Genomic DNA, 18,827 nt, shown 5'->3' on the forward strand with positions numbered 1-18,827 from the left:
GAGCGCGTTAGCCGATTTCGTGCAGGCGCAGCCGGTTGAGGTTGCGCTGTCGGACCACCTCCCAGTTCGGAGAGTTGTCCTGCTTCTGTTCGATCTTCGGCGCGTTGCTGTATGCCGAAAGATCCCATCTGTTGTTGGCGGCGGGCGCGTCACCGATTGAATCAACGAAGCCGTTGTCGAGCGCTTCTTGCGCCGTGAACCATGTTTCCGCCTTCATCCAGGCCGCGATCTCCTCGACGGACTTGCCGGTTTTCTTGGCGTAGTCGTTGATGATCGAGCCGTCGATTTTGTCCAGAAGCGCGGCTGTTTCGGTCAAGTCATGCTTGTTACCGTAAGCCATCGTCCATGCCTCATGGATCATGAAGAAGGAACCCTCAGCCATGATGACGCTCTTTGCCGCGATCGCCACATAGGTAGCAGCGCTGGCGGCGAGCCCGTCGATATAGGCGGTGACGTTGCCATGCTGCGCGATCGCCGTCGCCATCGCCCGACCGTCGAACACGTCGCCGCCAGGAGAATTGATCCGCAGCGTTACCGCCTGGCCGCTCAGCTCGGCGAGCGTCTTGTTGAACTCGGCAGCGCCGATGCCCCAGTAGGGATCGATCACGTCATAGAGGTAGATCGTGGCGGCATCGCCCTCGGCGCGAATTTTCACCGGATCGCGGCTGGCGTTATTGCGAATCAGTTGAACGAGCTTTTTCATCGTGTTCTGTCCTTCTCGGAGGTTGCTGCGGTTGCGGCGGTTGGTCTGGGTGCGGCGGCTGTTCCGGCGGTCGTGGTTGCTGGCTTTGCTGCTTGGTCGGGTCGTAAAGCACGTCGCCGCCAGTAATCGGCGGCAGATTCTTCGCCTTTCGAAGTTCGTTCACCGTCATCCACCCCGGCCCCTGCGATCCTCCGAGGGCTTGCCGCATATACTCGCCCTCTGCTTTCGAGTCTCCGGCGAGCAGCGCCTCCATCTTGTGCTCGACAAAAGGCGAGGCACGCCGGAACAGTTTCCGGTTGAGCTCCTGCCGGAGTCGGGTGATGTACGGCTGAAGCGAGAACTTTACGAAGCCAATTGTCATCTGCTCGACGCCCGAACCCCATGAACTTGTCGTTTCCTGAGCACCGATCATGTGCGGCGGAACGCCAAACGCACGCGCGATATCGATGACCTGAAATTTGCGCGACTCCAGCAGCTGGGCATCGCCAGCCGTCATGCTCATTTCTTTGATTGTCAGCCCTTGCGTCAATACCATCGGCTTTGCCGCGTTATCGACCCCGGAATACTTTTTCTCGTACTCTTTCTTGAGCTGATCGATCTGCCCTTCGTCCATCTTATTGGGCGAAGTGATAATGTGCTTCGGCGCCGCGCCGTTGGCGAAGAACTTTCCGGAATAAGCGTCTGCGGCCAATGCAACGCCAATGGACTGAAATGCCGCCCATTGAATGACCGACATGCTGCGCATGCCATTGAAGCCGAATCCTGCAAAGTGCAGCATGTCATCCTGGTGCACCGCGCGAACTTCCCCGGTCTGGTAATCAGTGACGATGTACACCAGGGCATCGCCGATCTTGCGCACCTCGACGTAGTCGGGATGCAGCGGACGCATTGCCTTGATGCTGGCCATGCTACGTACGATCTCGACGAAGCCGTCACCACGCAGGCAGATCGACTTGATCACCCACTCCCACATTGAAGCCGCGGTCCAGTTCTCGATCGGCTGCTCGTTCAGAAGCCACCACAATGCCGGCTCAATTTCCTCGCGACCTGTATTCGACTCTTTGTACACGGAAACCGGAATCGCGGCGATCGCGCCGGCGAGTAACCGGACACAGGCATACACCGCAGATACCCGCATGGCAGTATCTGCGGTCACCGGGAAACCGGATGCCGATGGCGCACCACCGAGCAGTTCGATGACCTGCGGATCACTCGATCTCACAAGCGTCGCGTTTTGTATGGACGCAACTTCTCCGCTCCCCTTGCCGGAAAACCATTTTTTGATCGTGTTTAGCATTAGAGAGAGACAAACCCTTGGTCAATACTGTTGTCTTCGAACATGAGCGCACGCCCCATCGCCATCAGCATGGCGACCGGAGCATCGATCTTCTCGCCCGGCTTATCTTTCGTCGGATGCTTGAGCCCGGAGAACTTGGACTCGCGCATGATGACGTTACCTATCATCCACTCCACGCATGTGTTTCCTTCGTGCTGCAGGTCGCCGGTAAGCACCAGGTTCTCGACCTCGATGATCGGTAGCGTGAAGTGCGATGACGTCTGCGTGATCTCGACCATGGTCAGGCCGGCATCGATCAGCTTCGTCACGAAGTAGGCTGCAAACTTCGGGTCATAGGCGGCCTCCTTCAGCTCGAACTTCTTGTAGAAGGACTCCAGGTCGCTGCGGATCACATCGAAGTCCGTCGCATTGCCGTCTGTGACGATCAATTCGCCGAGCCCTTGATAGCGCCGGAAGTGATCGTTTTCCGGCTTCGCAACCTCCGCCTCGTTCAAGTACAAACGGAAGAACACGTAGTGCTTGCGGCCACGCTTGAACACCAGGCAGACGGCTGCAATATCGCTTTTCTCAGCCAGGTCAAGGCCGATCCAGCATTCCTCGCCGGCGAAGTCGTCCAGCGTCAGGTTCGCATCGCCACACTTGCGCCAGTCGTCGACCGGGATCCACTTCTCTCCGCCAGCAAGCCAGATATTCAGGCGCTTGGTCTTGAAGTTCGGCTGCTCGGTCGGCTGCCGCTTTGCCCGCTCGCAAGCATCCCGCAGGCCGCTGAGATACACCGACACGCCCAGATTCGGGTTTGCCTTGGCCCACTCGATCGGATCGTCCCACTTCTTCGGATCATCAACCGTGTAGACCACGGCGAGGAAGTCATCATCCTGGACTATCCCTTCGAGCACCTTCTCGGCATAGCAATGCTGCTCGTACCCGAAGCTGCTCAGATCGAAGCCGGCGGTCGTGATCTCCCAGATCAACGGCTGCCGGCGCGCACCCTGCCCCGACTTGATGACGTCGTAGATTTCGCGATTCGGATGGGCGTGCACCTCATCCAGGATCGCGCCGTGCGGGTTCAAGCCATCCATCGACTTGGAGTCCCGGCCCAGCGGCACGAACTTATCGGCCTTCCCCCTTACGTACAGCTCGCTGCGTCGCTCCGCGATATGCCGGCGCAAGTGTGGGCTTGCCTGCCGCATGCGCACGGCTTCGTCGTGCGTAATGCGCGCCTGTTCCAGCTTGGTCGCAGCCGTATAGACCTCGGAGCCGCCCTCACCGTCGAACACGAACAGGTACAGGCCGACGCCGGCCAGCTTCGTACTCTTGCCGTTTTTACGCGGAACCTCCTCCCATACCTCGCGGAAGCGGCGAGTGCCGTCTGCCCGCATCCAGCCGAAGGCCAGCGCCACCCAGAACTGCTGCCAGGGCGACGGTACAAACATCTGCCCGGCCCACTCGCCCTTTGAATGACGGAGGAACAGGAATGACTCCAGCGCGTGCTGGGCATGAGCCTCGGAAAACCACAGGCCTCGCTCGTGCCCGGTTTCGAGGTCGCGATAATGCCGCTCAACGCCGAGCCGCGTCCAGCGGCAAACCGGAATCTCGCCGGCGAGCACCGCTCTGCCGTAGGCGTCCCAGTCGAAGGTGGCGGTGCGCGCCTGCTTCGGCGCGCTCACTTCTTGCCGACGATCCGCATCCCGATCGCGGCCTTCTGCGAACGGAACTTTTCGATTGGATCGTCGAAGAGTGAGCCCTGCGGACCATCGCCGATGGCCTCGCCCTTGATCTTGTGGAAGCTGGGGATGGTGAGCGCCGCCTCGGGCAACCAGGCGAGCAGCTGTTTCTTGTAGTCCCGTGCCATGTAGTAGGCTGGATCCGGCGCCCGGTATCCGTTCTTGCTTTCGCGGATATGGCTGCCGCCATTGTCACGCTTGACGCGGTCCAGCTCGTCCTCCGCATCCACCCAGTTGACGAACGTGCGACAGATGATGGTCAGCATCATCGCGTCAGTGCGATGGATCAGTCCGTACTCATGCAGCGCCTGGGTGACGTGCCTCCAGATTTTCTTTTCCTTGGCGGACAGCTTGGTGATCTGGTCCGGAATTTCCGAAAGAATTGCCGCGACAGCAGGCGGCACGGACGTAGCCATGTCATCGTCAACCGATGGCAACGCCGTTAAATGGCTCTCTGCGCTCATGATTCTTCAGATCCAAGAAAAAAGAAGTCCTGCAGGATGGAGGGCTGATTTCCTTACCCCCCCCCTACTCCAAAAATATAGCTACGCGAAAATTGACGAACCGGACGGTCTACGTCGATTTTCGGCAGACTTTTGACCACCCCCGGGGGTCAGCGTCCGAAGCCGCCGTCCTCGCGCGCGGTCTTGCGATCGTGGCATGGCTTCGACATCGCCTGCCAGTTCTTCCTGTCCCAGAACAGGGACTGTGCGCGAGTGACCGCTGCCGGATCGCCACTGTCCTTCGCTTCCTTCAGCTTGTGCGGAACGATGTGGTCAACCACAGTAGACGGAATGATCAGCCCTTCGCGCCGGCATTCGTCGCACTCGCACAGCGGATGCTCGCGCAGGTATGTCTCGCGTGCGTTCTGCCACTTGCGGCCATACCCGCGCTCGTTCGCATTGCCACGCCGCTCATCACTTTGTCGCCGGTACAGCGCAGAGTGCTTGTCACAATAGCCCGGCGCATCAACGAGCTTCCCGCACGCTGGATGTCGGCAAACTGTCTTTGCTCGTGTGGCCATGGCGTTTGAAGTAAAAAAGCCGCAGCGCCGTAGGATATTGACGACGTTGCGGCGAGGCCGATGGGGAGTTTCACCGGAGGAGATTACCGAGCACTTAGCTGCGAATTCGTCATTCCGAACGCGCTGCAAAGCGTAGCTGAATCCTACGTATTTTCTCCAATGGTTTCTAGGGTATGCATACACGTCACAAAAGGAAAAAGTTTCACGCGTTAGTATCTGCTATCGCGGATTTGCGCTCTGCCATGCGCTTTTCCACCAGTTTGTGCAGCGATTCCATGCGCGCATAAACGGTGTTCACATGGCAGCGCATGCGCCCGGCAATGGTCTGATTGGACATGCCTTGCACATAGCGCTGATAGCCGGTCTCGTACAGTTCCTTCTTTGACGCCTTGACGCCGGCCATAACGGTGTCGATCTCCATCTCATCAGCGTCCGCGCACAGGTCAGGACCGGCGGTCCCACGGATATGCACGGGCTGGTAGGCCGGATAGCTGCCACCAGCGCCACCGCTTCGACGCAGCCCGTTCATCCACTCGCCCCACCGTTCCAGCCTTTCATCGACCCATTTGATCACTTGTCGCTCTCCCTTTTGATTTCTTCTGACACCGCACGTCCGGTTACCGCGTCCCACGTCACGCGCACGGCTGCGCCGCTATTCACCTTGGTCCCGATCTCGACGCCGTTTTCGCAGGCGTAAAACACCGGTTCTCCTCGTATCCCCCTGCGAATCTGTCCGTCGATCATTTCCTTGCCAAATGCTTCTCGCAGGTCATCGATGAACGCTGTTACCGTCGGCATCTTTTCTCTCAGATTGCTCTTCGACACTCTGTCTAACCTCCTAACCTGCAAAAAATGGTTGGACGATGAAAAACCGCATCAAATAAGGCTCCGTCTAACCTCCTAACCATCCTAACCACATTCAAATTCTCATAAGATATTGATCTTCACTCCCGTGCGTATGCGCACGTAAAACAGGTTGGACGGGTTAGGAGGTTGGACGAAGCCTTGCGCCATCAGGGGGTTAGGCGTCCAACCTTTTGCCATGCGGTTAGACGACCCGGACGGGTTGGACGAACCTATCCTGCTAGATCGGCAGGTCGTCGAGCTCGTCGACTTCACCCCTGACCACGGCTTGCGCAGGCGCCGGCTTTGACGGGCGCAGGTAATACCATTCCCGACCGCCGGTACTTCGCCGCTTCTTTTCCCACCCCATGCGCTTCATACACGACGCGATACGCATCGTCTCGGTCTTCGCGCCGCTAATCTTGCCGATATCGATCTCCAGGGCTTTTGTAAGCAATTCTTCGGACGTCACCTCATCGATCCTGCCGCCAGGGCGCGGCGTCCCACCCACATGCAACGCCTCGCCATCCACATACCGCTGGATTCGCGGCTCCCACGGATCGGCCAGCTCCCGCGCCTCCTGCTCAGGCTCGATCAGCTCGCGCTGCTCTTCCCGCGTCGGATGCCATTTCTCTCCCTGCTCGATCAATACAACCGCCTCCGCAAACAGCTGGTCGCGGACCGCTGCCAACATCTCGGTATCGATCTTCCCGCAGCGCACCGGCCATGAACGCCGGTTGCCCGTGGAGTCCTTCAGGTATTCATCCTGGTTGGTGGTCGCAGCAAAGCAGGTTCGCCGCAGCACATTCACCATGCGCCGGCCATATGGAGCACGGAACCGATCTGTCTTGTTGGTGATAAAGGCCTTGATCGACGTCGAGTCCGCCTTGTTGAAGGAATCAAGCTCGGCGATCTCGTAGAGCCAGACGCCCTGGATCGCCAGATACGCATCCTTGTCGCCGACCTTGAACGGCGTTTCGCTGTACCAGTCGCCGCCGAGCACGCGCAGAGCAGATGACTTACCAGCACCCTGCCCGCCCTCAAACACCGGCATGTAATCCATCTGACAGCCCGGATAGAACGCCCGCGCCACCATCGACATGAGGAACAGCGTGCCCACCAGCGCGTGGTATTTCGTCGGCTCGGCGCCCATCACATCGGTTAGCCAGGTGTGCAACCGCTGTTCGCCGTCCCATGTCAATGATCGGAGATACTCCGTTACAGGGTTGAACTGGTTTTCTCTCGCAGCCTGCGCGACGGCTTTCTCGATTGCGCCATCTGATTTGATGATGATGCTGTAGTTGCGCGCCAGGTACAGGCCCAGGCTGAAATCATCGCCCTCGGTCCACTCGCCGAGCTCGCCGCCCCATGGTGGCACCCGCCGCTTCACCTGCTGCATGGAGAACTCGTTCAGCGCGACCAGCCCCTTCAGAGCCTCGTCGTTCATCAGGATGATGTGGACATTCTCCCGACAGTCTTCGAGTCCACCGCGCGGCTTGGCTATTAGGGTATCGCGCCAATGAGGCTGCTCTCTGTCCGGAGCGGCAACTGGCGACGCGCTAGCCGGGCCAGGGGTAGACGCTGTTTTTTTCGCCGCAGCCGGGGTTAGCCGGGGTGATTTTGGCGGCCGCCACCCTCGGTCGACAGCCATCTTGTAGACACTGGCAACCGTGATGCTGCCATTGCCGAATGATTTCCAGTGCGATTCGAGATCCTTCAGCCCGCCGTACTTGCCAGACTTTTGGGACCACCAATCCCACACGCCGATGCCACCCTCACCCAAGGCATCGTAAATACCCATGCCAACGCGTATCCATTCGTCATAGCCGCAGTCAGCCGGAATGACCGCCAACGCTGATTCCAGCTTGGCACGCTCGTCCACCGGACCGGCAACGGGCGGCGTCGCAGAACGCACCAGGTTCTTTGCTCCTTTCACCGTCACCCGCAGCCGGTTCAATACCGCATCGGATATTGGCGTGATTCCCCTGCTACACCCCATGTACGGCTTCGCGGTGAACGTAAAATATTGCCGTCCACAAAACACCTCGAGCCCGATCTCATTGGATTTAAATGTCTCGGATTCGCCGGCAACGATGATGTGCACACCGGTGCCCGAGGGCGAGTATTCCGTGTAGGAGTCACAAGCGTCGATGATGTTCTGCGCACGCTCGGTAATCGCGCCGTCCTCACGATTAATGCAGCCATCGATGTCAATGCCGATCAACCCATCATTGGGAAGAAAAGCAAATCCGACACCGGAATAACGTCCATTCGTGGACCGCACCACCTCCAGAGCCTTGTCGAGTGTGACAAGCGCAGCGCGGTCAGCCTCGTCGCCCTGCTTGCCAACGCGCCGCGCGCCGCTCGCATAGTAGGGCATCTTCTTCGGCTTTTTCTCACCCGGCTCGAAGCGCCATATAAGCCACTGTGCGCGCTCACGTAAAGACACAGGAACCAGGCTCGGATCAATGCCCGGATCATGTGCCATCGGCCACCTCATCAGTGAAATGCTCGCACAGATCCTCTAGCGCATCCGCAATGCGCAGGCCGGGACCGTACATGCCGATGAAGGCCTCGGGTGCTCGGCGTTGCAACGCCTTGAAGCGATCGGTATTGGCGTTCGATATCACCAGGCGCCCGCTGATGGCGAACACGCCGAACGGCTGTGCATTGGTATGCGTACGTGACAGCACGCGATGAATTGCCTCGGTGAGCGACGTCGCTGCTTTAACGTTGCGCCGGAATTTCGGCATTGCGACGCGCTTTGGCGCACGAGCTGCCGATAGCTTCGGTATCTTCAGTGCGGTCATGACTACGCCTCCGCATCATTTCCGGCACGAGCACGCACGCGGGCCCGCAGTTCGGTCATCGCGCCAATCGCCTCGCGAAATTCCTTTTCGAGCTTCTCAAGCTCGTCGGACTTGATCTTGCCGTCGTTATTTAACGCGTCGTAAATGCCCGAGGCCACATCACCGAATTCCTTCATGGCCCGGCACACGGTCTGCGTCAGATCCTCATCGCGCACATTGTCCAGGCTCGGAACCGGAACCAGCACTTGCCCGAGACGCCAGGCGAACGCCTGTGCAGGTAGCAATGCATCCGGCACACCGGCGTCAATGCACAGCTCAATCACTTCCGTGGCCTCCTCGAACGTCATGTGATGGGTCATGATCCCAGGCCGCAGCTTGTTGTACATGACGGGAACTGTCTTCCCCATGCGTTGCGCCACCGATTCGATACCGCCTTTGAACGAGCGCGCAATCTTATAAAGCGCGTCGTGCTGATTGATCTCCGAATATTTACAGGTCACGGTAAACCTCCCTTTTATTACCGATGTGGAATGTGTTTTTTTCAACTATCGTTCCATCAACAGAGCTTTATCCGCGAGGAAACGATGATTGATATTTCTCAAAAACTGATTTCAGGCCAAAAAAAAGGCGGCGAGCCGAAGCCCACCGCCTGGACGTTGGTCTATCCCTTCTTGTCGCATGCGTGCCGCCCACTTTCTGGAGCAGCGCAGGAGAAACGCAGCACAGCCCATTCAACATCTGGGCGCAGTTGTTCGCATGTCACCTCGCGATCAGTAATTCGCTCAATTGAAGGGCAATAGTCAGCCGGAACGCGATTGATCAGCCATTGCTGAACAACCTGATAAGAAACAGGACGTTCCATAGTGCTGAGGGCATCTGCAAACGCCTTCAGAGTTTTGAATCTGCCAATCGCGAGGTTCAGCGCTTCGTTCTTCATGCGCTTTATTCTACTAGTTTTTCTAGTGCGCGCAAGAAACTTTTGCATTGCCACTATAAATACTTGTGCTTATGGTTCCACCATGACGACAATCCACGAACGAATTAAGACAAAGCGGCTTGAACTCGGCTTGACCATGGACGAACTGGCCAAACGGGTCGGCGTCTCCAGTTGGCAAACGGTTCAGCAATGGGAGAAAGAAGGCGGGACGGCACCTAAGCGATCCCGGTTAGATGCCGTTGCCCAAGCACTTAATGTGACGGTGGATTGGCTGCTTTCCGGACCTGATATTGTCGTAAGAAGTGGCAACACCATTATGGTCGCGGAGATCAAAACTACAGGTCGCAAGCCAGACTTCAATGTCCAGGACATTGAATCCAATCAAAAGCCCATTCCTCTGATCTCATGGGTCCAGGCAGGAGACTGGTGCGAAGCTCAAGATCAATACAACGTCGGCGATGCCGAAGAATGGATTGCGTGCCCTGTTAAACATGGCCCACGCACTTATGCCCTACGGGTTAGAGGCGAAAGCATGCGGAATCCTGGCAGCAAACCATCCTTTGACGATGGAGACGTTATCTTTGTCGACCCGGATCGCGCCGCAGAGCACAAGTCGCTCGTGATTACAAAACTCGAAGAAACTAATGAAGCTACTTTTAAGAGGCTTCTCATCGATGGAAAGAGCTGGTATTTGGAGGCGCTAAATCCCTCTTGGCCCAATCGCATCATGCCAATTAAGGCAGATGCTCATGTCTGCGGAGTGGTGATAGCTCGCCTTGAGAGCTTTGTCTAGCACCAAATAGCACCTTTACCGCGCTATTTCTTGGCCAAATCCACCGATACTTATCTCGATTCTGCCAGGGTCATTTCTTCTGATCAGCTCTTGTACTAACTCACCTGTCGTAAAGTCAGCCAATTTTTTTTGATCTGCGGCAAAGCTCTCTATCAATCGCGCCAAGATTTCGGCATTCAATGATCTCTGTGACTTCGCCACAGATTGATCAAGCTGCTCTTTTATATCCGTTGGAATTCTTAAACCGAACGGCACGATGTCTTTTTTCATCGCCGTAGTTTAATAATCCGATACTTCACAGAATAGGTGCAAAGTGCAACTATTCCCGTGTGGCAATCATGCCGCAATGTGAAAAACAATCAAGAAGGTATTGAAATGGATATGGGATTTGACATTCTGCACCAGGAGATGACCGCTACCGAGGACTTGACACTTCGAGCAGGTGAACTTGCAGCGCTCGGGTGCCTCATTCAAACAGAATCATTTAACGGCATGGCGCCAGAAATAAGGGCGAGCACAGCCCGACTTCTAGGGAAAATCATCACTGAGGTGAATGACCTTATCCCCCGAGCGCTCAACGAAAGCTGCCCCGAGCCTATCTGCCGCAAAATTAAGCGCCCTTCTTAATTCACCACTCGCCCGGTTTCCATCGGGCATTCTTTATGCGAATTTCAGAATAAAAACATTTCCACATATAACAGCAATGTCTAAGAAAAGCCGGTAGCTCCACACTAGTTTTCCTTGTCTTACTAGTTTTTCTAGCGCACAATATCTCCGTCGCGCAACACTTCGTTGCGGAAACACGATGGAGGCAGAGATGGCGCAGCAGAAGCCAACCCCGAAGGAAGTCGTCAGCCGCATTCAGCGCGCAATTGATTCCGGCATTGATCATGTCCAGGGCGAAGCAACGCCGGAACAACGCGCCGCCGCTTTCGTCGCCTATTTCTCCGGCGCACTCAAGAACATCGTCAGCGAGGAATTCGGCGACAAGCTGTTCAACCTCGTGCTCAGCAGGTCCACTGAGACGACAGGTGCCGCATGATTCACTTCAACGTCTTCGTGCGCACCTCCAGCTGCCACTACGCCTATAGCGCCCTCCACAAGTGCGCCGCCGATGCGATTGCCGATGCAATCGACCTGTTTGGCCCGTGCTACGTCAGCGTGAAGGCGAAGCAATGAGCACCGTCCGCATCCGCTGCAGCGCTCCAGACCCCTACCAGGGCTTGCGCGGGCGCGCCTACATCAATGCGCGCGGGCTGACGCCGAAGATTGGCCCGATGCGCAATATTCAGGTGGCCGAGGACTGCCGCTGCCGGGCATGCGAGCAGGCCCGCCTGTTGCCCGCCGTGCTCGCGATCTGCGAATCGCACGAGCGCCGCAAGATCACCGACCGGCCGCAGCCGATGTGGAACAACATCGCAGACGAGTCGCTGCACGAGCTGCTCGATCTGCCCCTGGTGGCGAGGATGTGACATGGCTGCGCGTATCGCTCCGACCCGCATGTCGCTAGAAATTGCACACCGCAACTTGAACGTGACTCTGCAGCTGGACGACATGCTCAAGCACCCCGCCTACCGAATCATTCTTGAAAACGTCGCGCGCCGGCACATGCAGCACCTCGCGCGGTTTGATGCAAAAAAGCTGCAAGCAAACGACCTCGATTAACCACCAAAAAGAAGGGAGAACCATGGGCACGAAAGCCTTTGCCGTGTTCCTTCAGGACTTGCGCGATGGTCGCGCACATTCTGAGTTATCCGGCCAGCTCGAGGAGCTGATCACCAAGGTGAAGGAAACCGGCAAGGCCGGCGGCCTCACGCTGAAAATCAAGATCAAGCCCGCCAGCCGCGGCGGCGACGTCGACAAGGTTACCGTCACCGATGCCATCACCGTCGACCTGCCGAAACCGGAGCGCGGAGAAGACTTCTTCTGGCTCACCGACGACAACGACCTGTCGCGCAACCACCCCCGTCAACAAAACCTTGAGCTGCGTGAAGCACCGCAGACCAAGCCGACCAACCTGAAGGAAGCAAGCAAATGAATCAGCACACCCATATCAACGATTCCGCACTTGGCCAGGCCGGCGCACTGATGGTCGCTGCATCCGAAATTAAGCAGGCCGGCGAGGCATCGTTCCTCTTGGTGCCCCAGCATTTTCAGCATGTTGACCTCACGGCCGCGATCGAAAAGGCCAACCCGGCGCCTTATCGCAAAAAGGGAACCGTCGCGCTGACCAGCATCGAAAGCTTCAACGTGTACGTGAAGGATCAGGCACGCCAGCAAGGCACCTACATCTACGCCGATCCGGACGCCCGCACCTTGACTGCCGTGTTCAACGATCACGAGTACGGCGAGCGCAGCACCGATGCCGGCTGGCGCGACTTCCGCGCGGTCTACAACGCCGAGCTGAGCCGCGAGTTTGCCACCTGGTTGAAGAACAACAAGCAGCCGATGGAGCAGGAAGTATTCGCCGTTTTCCTCGAGGACAACATTGCCGACGTCGTCGAGCCATCCGGCGAAACGCTGCTGGCCATCGCCCTCACCTTGCAGGCCAAGACCGAAGTCAACTTCAACAGCAGCAAGCGCCTGGACAACGGCCAGGTGCAGCTGACCTACACCGAGAACATCGATGCGCGTGCTGGCGCCGGTGCGATCGAGATCCCTCGTGAATTCGCGATTGGCTGCCGCCTGTTCAAGAACGGCGAAGGCTACAAGATCCGCGCGCGCTTGAAGTATCGCCTGGGCGGCGGCAACGTCAAGTTCTGGTACGAGCTGGATCGACCGGAAAACGTGATCGAGGACGCCTTCAGCGCCTACGTCGAAAAGGCCAAGGAAACCGGTGTCAAGGTCCTGATCGGCAAACCCTAGCAACCATACCCCGTGAGCGAAGGGGCGTAGTACGGCAAGGGTGTGGCTGGAGGTGAGCTGTGGGAAAACCTCTACGAAGTGCCCAAGCGCAGCTGCCGGCCCCGATGACGACGACGCCGAGCCCGACGAGCGCGAAACAGTCGGATGCGGTCCGCAAGGACGCCGGAAAGCGTAACCGGCACCAACAAGAGAGCGGACTCAACTTTTTCATTCCGGAAGATGCGAGGCATCCCGCCTCAAGTCCGCTCCCTTGTTGGTCATAACCAGAACAACACTCCCGGAGCCGGCGGGCGGGAAACGTACCGGCACCAGACACTTATTCGAGGCAGCAATGAAACGAAAAATCACACCCGGCGCCAAGGTCGCCTTCGACAGCGAGGAAGGTCCGCAGACCGGCATCGTCGCGGATATCAAGCCGCATATCGGCAACGGCCAGCGGATCGCCCTCGTCCGCGTTGAAGGCACGCTTTGCGGCGCACCGTGGCAGGTCCCGGTCAATGAACTGCAGCAGCTGAAGAGCGCAGCATGAGCACGACGGCAGCCGTGGCGCATGACGCCGTCAATCATCCGAAGCACTACATCAGTCATCCGAGCGGCGTGGAGTGCATCCAGGTCACCGAGCACATGTCGTTCAACCTGGGCAACGTGGTCAAGTACCTGTGGCGCGCGGACGAGAAAGGCGCGCCGCTGGAAGACCTGAAGAAGGCGCGCTGGTATCTCGACCGCGAGATCGCCAAGCGCGAGGCCGCTGCCGACAAGGTAGTCACGATTCTGGACAACGACGGAGCGTAACTATGCCCGCATCAAAGAAACCGCGCCACAAGCGCAAGGTCAAGACCACCGGCAAGCGCACGTTGCGCACCCAGCCGTGGAAGACACACGCGGTTTTCCGGCCGCTGGAAGCAATCCTCGACCAGCTGGAGAACGAAGGCACGCTCGTTGTCGTCGCACGCGGCAAGCAGGCCGGACTTCCCGTATTCCGTGTTGACGGCGAAAACACCTGGTATGCCGTCGGCCCGGCCCTACGCGGCCTGATCGAAACGTTCGAGCTGCACGAACAGCGCTCCGGCCGCGTAATGCCGCTGGAGCCGTTGCGGCGCCTGGTGACCAAGCTCGACGTCGATATGCCGATTTTCGAAGAAGACACCAAGGCAGTGCGCGCATCGATGGCCGTACTGATTGAAGAATCACACAACCTGCCGCGCGATTACGCTGCGGATCTGGTCCAGGTTACGCAAACCGCAATTGAATTCGACCGATTGAAAGAGGCGGCATAACCGTCGCCAGCATTCAAGGGATAACGTATGAAGCGCGACATCTTCACCATGTCACTGGATCTCGGCCACGAGCTGGCGATCGACAACTTTGCCGGTGGCGGCGGCGCATCCACCGGCATCTCCATGGGCTTGGGACGCGAAGTCGACGTGGCCATCAACCACGACGGCGAAGCGCTGGCCATGCATGCAGCCAACCATCCGACGGCAGCGCACTACACCGAGGACGTCTTCAACGTGCACCCGGGCTTTGTTACGCGCCAGCTGCCCATCGGTCTCGCCTGGTTCAGCCCGGACTGCAAGCACTTCAGCAAGGCCAAGGGCAGCAAGCCGGTCGAAAAGAAGATTCGCGGTCTGGCATGGGTGACGCTGAAATGGGCAACGTTCCAGATGCCGCGCGTGATCGCGCTCGAGAACGTTGAAGAGTTTCAGGACTGGGGGCCGCTGGGCAGCGACAACAAGCCGCTGAAAGCAGAGAAAGGCCGCACGTTCAAGGCCTTCGTGCTGGCGCTGACCACCGGCATTCCGACAGACCATCCGGACCTGAACGAAATTTACGACGTGCTCGGCCATGACTTCCCGATCGAGCGCCTGCATGCAGGTCTCGGCTATAAGGTCGAATGGAAAGTGCTGCGCGCCTGTGATTACGGCACTCCGACTATCCGCAAACGCCTGTTTCTAATCGCACGGCGGGACGGTCGTCCGATTGTCTGGCCAACACCGACGCACGGCGACCCGAAGACCGACGCCGTCAAGTCGGGAAAGCTGCAGCCGTGGCGCACCGCCGCCGAGTGCATCGACTGGTCTATTTCTTGCCCGTCGATTTTCGAGCGCAAGAAGCCGCTGAAGGATGCGACCTTGCGCCGTATCGCCAAGGGCATCATGAAATTCGTGGTGAACACTGATAGTCCGTTCATCGTCGGTGCCGGCGGGCCGATCTATTCCGGCAAGCCGACATCGACGGACAAGCCGTTCGGCACGCTGACCACTGAGAACCACCGCGCACTGGTCCTTCCAACCCTGATGCATGTGACGCATCAGGGAGGTGACCGGACCGCATCGATTGAAACCCCGATTGCTACCGTAACCGGCGCAAACCGTGGCGAGCAGGCGCTGATTACAGCCCACATTTCCACCTACTACGGCGATAAGCGCCCGGGTGACGTGCGCGGCTCCAGAATGGACGAGCCGATTGGCACGCAGACGACTGAAAACAGGCATGCCGTCGTGTCCGCATTTCTCGCCAAGCACTATGGCGGCCATGAGACTCCCGGCGCCTCGCTGCCAGATCCGATGAGCACCATCACGGCACAAGACCACCATGCACTTGTTGCATCCCACCTGGTGAAGCTGCGGAACAACCAGTTCGGGCAGGACGCCCGCGAACCAATGCCTACTCTGACGGCCGGCGGCGGCCACGTTGGAGAAGTGCGCGCCTTCCTGGTCAAGTATTACAGCGAAGGAGGCCAATGGCAGGACCTACGCGACCCGATGCATACGATGCCGACAAAGGACCGCCTCGGCTTGGTGACCATCCGCGGCGAGGACTACGCGATCGTCGACATCGGCATGCGCATGCTGACGCCGCGAGAGCTGGCGCGCGCGCAGGGTTTCCCTGACAGCTACATCCTCGATCCGGTCGTCAACGGCAAGCCGCTTTCCAAATCGGCGCAGGTCCGCATGATCGGCAATAGCGTCTGCCCGCCGATGGCGGCGGCACTTGTTGAGGCGAACTTCGCACATGAGCAACAGATCGCGAGGGCAGCATGAACGATCGCCAATTTTCTCTGTTCGATACGACACCTGACGCCTTGCCGCGCATCGATTGGACCAGCCAGGTCTACAGCAAGGAATACAACGCTGCGCTCAACGCCATGCTGATCGATGCATGCCGCCAGCAGCCAAAGTCCACGGCCGATCTGCACCAGGCGCAACTGGCGGAGTTCGGGCTCGGAGAAATCCCGCTGGGATGCCAACTCACCTTTCTAGCGGAAATCGGTAAGCTCCGCCGCAAGGTGGATAAAGCCTTTGTTTCGACATGGAGCGCAGCATGAAAGAACGCCCTATCCTTTTCAGCGCGCCGATGGTGCGCGCCATCCTTGACGGGACCAAGACGCAGACGAGGCGTGTGGTGAAACCGCAGCCGGTACTCAGACGTGACCTCAGCGTGTCGGACAACGAGCTTGCATGGCAATTGTCGCCAGGCTCTTTCATCATCTGTCCGAACACTCGTGCACCGGAGGACTTCGAGAAGCGCAGTCCCTACGGACAGCCAGGCGGCCGCCTATGGGTGCGGGAGACCTTCTGCCCGATCTACCCGCAGGATCCGACCTACAACGGTGGCGAGCCGATCGAGTACGACTATGCAGCCACCTACAAGCACGGTGACCGGCTTGGCGACTCGCTCGGTATAAAGAAGGTTTGGAAGCCGTCGATCCACATGCCACGCGCCGCCTGCCGCATCGTCCTGGAGGTGACCGGCGTACGTGTTGAGCGGCTGCAGGACATCAGCGAGGCGGACGCGATCGCCGAGGGCATTGAGCGCAGCGGAGAGTGCAACTGGTGCGACTACCTCGATTATGGATACAACGACTTCACCAACGCCAGGTATAGCTACCGCACGCTTTGGGAATCGATCAACGGCGCCGGCAGCTGGAATGCCAATCCGTGGGTGTGGGTAATCGAATTCAAGCGCGTCGACGCCGGCGCAATGAAGCAAGCAGCATAGTTGGAGAAACCGATGAGCGCAGTATTAAAACCGATCTATTTGGACCTGCCGACGGTGGCGTCTGCAACGTCGCTGAGTGAAGCCAGCGTCAAAAAAATGGTTCGTGAAAACCTCTTCCCGAAGCCCCGAATGCTTTCCGGCCGCCGGGTCGCATGGCTGCTGAGGGAAATTGAGGAGTGGGCAGAAGCGCGTCCTATCTCCGACCTGCTCCCGCCGCCGAACGCCGGCGTCAGGAAAGAGAGTTAAGCGTGTCATTCCAGCGGCGCAGCCACTCGACGCGCTCGGCATCGTATGAATGCCGGTTGTACACACCCTTCACGCCTGGCTGCATATGCCCGAGCACAGCTTCGGCCACGGAATCCGGGCATCCGAGCGCAGCCAGCTGCGTGCGCACCGTGCGGCGCAGGTCATGCGGCGACCAGCGGGTCACCGGGAAGCGTGGACGCACCCGCTCCGGCAGCGTCATGGAATATGGCATATGCCAGTGCACGGACGTCTGAATGACCTTCTGTTGGATGTGCTTCTCCTTGCTAACCTGTGACTGGAACAGGTACCCGGTCTTATAAAGAGCATTCCGCCGCAGTACGATTTCCCGCGCTTTGCCAAATAACGGCACCCGCAGATCTGTCGCGTTGTCATGGCGTGCATTCTTCGTTTTCGACTTCGGGCACGTCCACCATACGACGTCGTCAGCCTCGACACTGATCTCCTCAGCCGTCATTTGCACCAGCTCAGCCCCGCGACACCCCGTCCAGATATAGAGAGTAAGTACGTCGCAGACGTTGCGGCTCAAGTTCGGGAGAAAAGGGATCAGCTTGCGGAGTTCGTCCAGGGAGAGGTGGCGCTTTTCTACACCGACATATTCACCCTGCAGTTTTTTTCCCTTTGAACGCAATTTCCCACGCATGACCCGGCGCCACCAATTTTGCGTTGTTTCCGGGATCCGGCCGGCATCGAGGGCATAGTCCCACGCCGCAGCCAGCTCGGCGCGCAACTTCCCGGCTTGCACAGGAATTTCGGCGTAGCTTTCCAAAAGATCAAAGGCCGCAGCACGAGTTACCTTTTCAGCCGGCGTAGTTTTAAACTTCTGGTCGATCATGACGTCAAAGGTACGCCGCACTTCCTTGACGCCCCTTTCCTTACGCACGCGGTCCAAGTGCTTACAGTAGTCTTCGCACAACCTCTCGACGGTGTAGGTCTGGGCCTTTTCCCGTTTGCGCTTGATCTCCTCGGCGACTCGAAGTTCAGTGCGCTCGGACTTCTTTTCAGCGGCAATATCCTGCCCCTGGCTGCGCGCTTCCCTGGCCTGTTCCCACTCGACCACGGCCGCGTGGAATGACATCGCGGGCCACCTCCCGATCTTCACCTGTTTCATCTTTCCGTCGACTGGGCTCTTGTACCGGTACGTCCACGTCTTGAACTGTATGCTCGACTCCAGACGCAGCCCCGGATGGTCTGCAAAGGTGATATGCTCCCCGGGTTTCAGGAGCTTGGCTGTTCTGGCGTCAAAGGTCATTTTGGCGTAGCTTTTATAACCGCCGGAGTGTCGGCGTAGGTCGCACGGAAGTAGAAGACCTAAAAGTTACGCTAAAACCTGAACTGTTGCAATCTGTTGTTATCCGTTCTTATCTGAACGGCGAAAAGAGGTAAATAGGGAATGGATAAGGAAATCAAAGAGTTAGGCGAGATTTCTGATAGGAATCAGGGACTTAAGAAGGACCAAATTTCCGGCCATACACCTATGATGCAGCAGGGTATTTCCCCTATGAGAACATAGGATCACTTTTTAAAAGTTACGCCAAAAACCACGCTAAAACTAACTCCTTGCA

The 18,827-nt window shown here is 58.1% G+C and carries 28 protein-coding genes; 15 read left to right on the top strand and 13 right to left on the bottom strand.

Going from position 1 to position 18,827, the window contains the following annotated elements:
- Nucleotides 1-7 precede the first annotated feature (7 nt).
- The 11 genes from TSA66_RS00955 to TSA66_RS25955 form a co-directional block, all read right to left on the bottom strand.
- The gene (locus TSA66_RS00955; RefSeq protein WP_040038632.1) at nt 8-703 is read right to left on the bottom strand and encodes a head maturation protease, ClpP-related; all 696 of its coding nucleotides are present in this window, start codon (nt 701-703) and stop codon (nt 8-10) included.
- Nucleotides 672-1,925, bottom strand: coding sequence for a phage portal protein (locus TSA66_RS00960; protein WP_157691544.1), 1,254 nt, complete (start codon nt 1,923-1,925; stop codon nt 672-674). Before TSA66_RS00960 ends, TSA66_RS00955 begins: the two co-directional genes overlap by 32 nt.
- A gap of 74 nt (nt 1,926-1,999) precedes the next feature.
- Nucleotides 2,000-3,667 carry a terminase large subunit gene (locus TSA66_RS00965; RefSeq protein ID WP_040038633.1) on the bottom strand — a complete coding sequence of 556 codons (1,668 nt, stop codon included), beginning with the start codon at nt 3,665-3,667 and terminating at the stop codon, nt 2,000-2,002.
- Complete coding sequence (locus tag TSA66_RS00970) at nt 3,664-4,188, bottom strand: P27 family phage terminase small subunit (RefSeq protein ID WP_198358658.1); 525 nt, start codon at nt 4,186-4,188, stop codon at nt 3,664-3,666. Before TSA66_RS00970 ends, TSA66_RS00965 begins: the two co-directional genes overlap by 4 nt.
- 149 nt (nt 4,189-4,337) lie before the next feature.
- Nucleotides 4,338-4,748, bottom strand: coding sequence for an HNH endonuclease family protein (locus TSA66_RS00975; protein ID WP_040038634.1), 411 nt, complete (start codon nt 4,746-4,748; stop codon nt 4,338-4,340).
- A gap of 202 nt (nt 4,749-4,950) precedes the next feature.
- Nucleotides 4,951-5,322: an antiterminator Q family protein gene (locus TSA66_RS00980; protein ID WP_040038635.1), complete on the bottom strand. Its 372-nt coding sequence runs from the start codon at nt 5,320-5,322 to the stop codon at nt 4,951-4,953.
- Nucleotides 5,319-5,546 (bottom strand): hypothetical protein, encoded by a 228-nt coding sequence (locus TSA66_RS00985; protein ID WP_052451984.1) that lies wholly within the window; start codon nt 5,544-5,546, stop codon nt 5,319-5,321. Before TSA66_RS00985 ends, TSA66_RS00980 begins: the two co-directional genes overlap by 4 nt.
- 286 nt (nt 5,547-5,832) lie before the next feature.
- Entirely contained in the window at nt 5,833-8,079 is a 2,247-nt protein-coding gene (locus TSA66_RS25245) for a VapE domain-containing protein (protein ID WP_052451985.1), read from the bottom strand.
- Nucleotides 8,069-8,401, bottom strand: a complete 333-nt coding sequence (locus tag TSA66_RS00995) for a hypothetical protein (RefSeq protein ID WP_040038637.1) — start codon at nt 8,399-8,401, stop codon at nt 8,069-8,071. The genes TSA66_RS25245 and TSA66_RS00995 overlap by 11 nt, the downstream gene beginning before the upstream one ends.
- A 2-nt stretch (nt 8,402-8,403) precedes the next feature.
- Nucleotides 8,404-8,946: a phage regulatory CII family protein gene (locus TSA66_RS01000; protein WP_232429369.1), complete on the bottom strand. Its 543-nt coding sequence runs from the start codon at nt 8,944-8,946 to the stop codon at nt 8,404-8,406.
- Nucleotides 8,947-9,062: 116 nt separating this feature from the next.
- Nucleotides 9,063-9,338, bottom strand: a complete 276-nt coding sequence (locus TSA66_RS25955; protein WP_084199166.1) for a transcriptional regulator — start codon at nt 9,336-9,338, stop codon at nt 9,063-9,065.
- An 82-nt stretch (nt 9,339-9,420) separates the two neighbouring features.
- Between TSA66_RS25955 and TSA66_RS01005 the strand changes: the two genes are divergently transcribed.
- Nucleotides 9,421-10,131 (top strand): LexA family protein, encoded by a 711-nt coding sequence (locus TSA66_RS01005; RefSeq protein WP_040038639.1) that lies wholly within the window; start codon nt 9,421-9,423, stop codon nt 10,129-10,131.
- A gap of 15 nt (nt 10,132-10,146) precedes the next feature.
- On the opposite strand, the gene TSA66_RS01010 is transcribed toward TSA66_RS01005, so the two are convergent.
- A complete protein-coding gene (locus TSA66_RS01010; protein WP_040038640.1) occupies nt 10,147-10,401 on the bottom strand; it encodes an Arc family DNA-binding protein in 255 nt (84 codons plus the stop codon).
- 78 nt (nt 10,402-10,479) lie between these two features.
- Here TSA66_RS01010 and TSA66_RS01015 point away from each other — a divergent pair, with 78 nt between their 5' ends.
- From TSA66_RS01015 to TSA66_RS01075, 14 genes are all read left to right on the top strand, one after another.
- Entirely contained in the window at nt 10,480-10,758 is a 279-nt protein-coding gene (locus TSA66_RS01015) for a hypothetical protein (RefSeq protein WP_157691545.1), read from the top strand.
- Nucleotides 10,759-10,948: 190 nt separating this feature from the next.
- Entirely contained in the window at nt 10,949-11,173 is a 225-nt protein-coding gene (locus TSA66_RS01020) for a hypothetical protein (protein WP_157691546.1), read from the top strand.
- Nucleotides 11,170-11,310 (top strand): hypothetical protein, encoded by a 141-nt coding sequence (locus tag TSA66_RS26655; protein ID WP_157691547.1) that lies wholly within the window; start codon nt 11,170-11,172, stop codon nt 11,308-11,310. Before TSA66_RS01020 ends, TSA66_RS26655 begins: the two co-directional genes overlap by 4 nt.
- Nucleotides 11,307-11,603 carry a hypothetical protein gene (locus TSA66_RS01025; protein ID WP_040038643.1) on the top strand — a complete coding sequence of 99 codons (297 nt, stop codon included), beginning with the start codon at nt 11,307-11,309 and terminating at the stop codon, nt 11,601-11,603. Before TSA66_RS26655 ends, TSA66_RS01025 begins: the two co-directional genes overlap by 4 nt.
- Nucleotide 11,604: 1 nt before the next feature.
- A complete protein-coding gene (locus TSA66_RS01030; RefSeq protein ID WP_040038644.1) occupies nt 11,605-11,796 on the top strand; it encodes a hypothetical protein in 192 nt (63 codons plus the stop codon).
- A gap of 22 nt (nt 11,797-11,818) precedes the next feature.
- Nucleotides 11,819-12,169 (top strand): hypothetical protein, encoded by a 351-nt coding sequence (locus TSA66_RS01035; protein ID WP_052451986.1) that lies wholly within the window; start codon nt 11,819-11,821, stop codon nt 12,167-12,169.
- Nucleotides 12,166-12,996 (top strand): DUF2303 family protein, encoded by an 831-nt coding sequence (locus TSA66_RS01040; protein WP_052451987.1) that lies wholly within the window; start codon nt 12,166-12,168, stop codon nt 12,994-12,996. Before TSA66_RS01035 ends, TSA66_RS01040 begins: the two co-directional genes overlap by 4 nt.
- Nucleotides 12,997-13,327: 331 nt before the next feature.
- A complete protein-coding gene (locus TSA66_RS01045) occupies nt 13,328-13,525 on the top strand; it encodes a hypothetical protein (RefSeq protein ID WP_040038645.1) in 198 nt (65 codons plus the stop codon).
- Entirely contained in the window at nt 13,522-13,788 is a 267-nt protein-coding gene (locus tag TSA66_RS01050) for a DUF3310 domain-containing protein (RefSeq protein WP_040038646.1), read from the top strand. Before TSA66_RS01045 ends, TSA66_RS01050 begins: the two co-directional genes overlap by 4 nt.
- Nucleotides 13,789-13,790: 2 nt before the next feature.
- On the top strand, nt 13,791-14,273 hold the full coding sequence (locus TSA66_RS01055) for a hypothetical protein (RefSeq protein WP_040038647.1): 483 nt from the start codon (nt 13,791-13,793) through the stop codon (nt 14,271-14,273).
- 27 nt (nt 14,274-14,300) lie between these two features.
- On the top strand, nt 14,301-16,040 hold the full coding sequence (locus TSA66_RS01060; protein WP_052451988.1) for a DNA cytosine methyltransferase: 1,740 nt from the start codon (nt 14,301-14,303) through the stop codon (nt 16,038-16,040).
- Nucleotides 16,037-16,324 (top strand): hypothetical protein, encoded by a 288-nt coding sequence (locus TSA66_RS01065; RefSeq protein WP_040038648.1) that lies wholly within the window; start codon nt 16,037-16,039, stop codon nt 16,322-16,324. Before TSA66_RS01060 ends, TSA66_RS01065 begins: the two co-directional genes overlap by 4 nt.
- A complete protein-coding gene (locus TSA66_RS01070) occupies nt 16,321-16,998 on the top strand; it encodes a hypothetical protein (protein ID WP_040038649.1) in 678 nt (225 codons plus the stop codon). The genes TSA66_RS01065 and TSA66_RS01070 overlap by 4 nt, the downstream gene beginning before the upstream one ends.
- A gap of 12 nt (nt 16,999-17,010) precedes the next feature.
- A complete protein-coding gene (locus TSA66_RS01075) occupies nt 17,011-17,244 on the top strand; it encodes a helix-turn-helix transcriptional regulator (RefSeq protein WP_040038650.1) in 234 nt (77 codons plus the stop codon).
- Here the strand turns inward: TSA66_RS01075 and TSA66_RS01080 are convergent.
- Nucleotides 17,228-18,514, bottom strand: coding sequence for a tyrosine-type recombinase/integrase (locus tag TSA66_RS01080; RefSeq protein ID WP_040038651.1), 1,287 nt, complete (start codon nt 18,512-18,514; stop codon nt 17,228-17,230). The two genes, TSA66_RS01075 and TSA66_RS01080, sit on opposite strands and share 17 nt — an antisense overlap.
- Between the last annotated feature and the right edge of the window lie 313 nt (nt 18,515-18,827).

This window comes from Noviherbaspirillum autotrophicum (assembly GCF_000818395.1).
Taxonomy (GTDB): Bacteria; Pseudomonadota; Gammaproteobacteria; order Burkholderiales; family Burkholderiaceae_D; genus Noviherbaspirillum; species Noviherbaspirillum autotrophicum.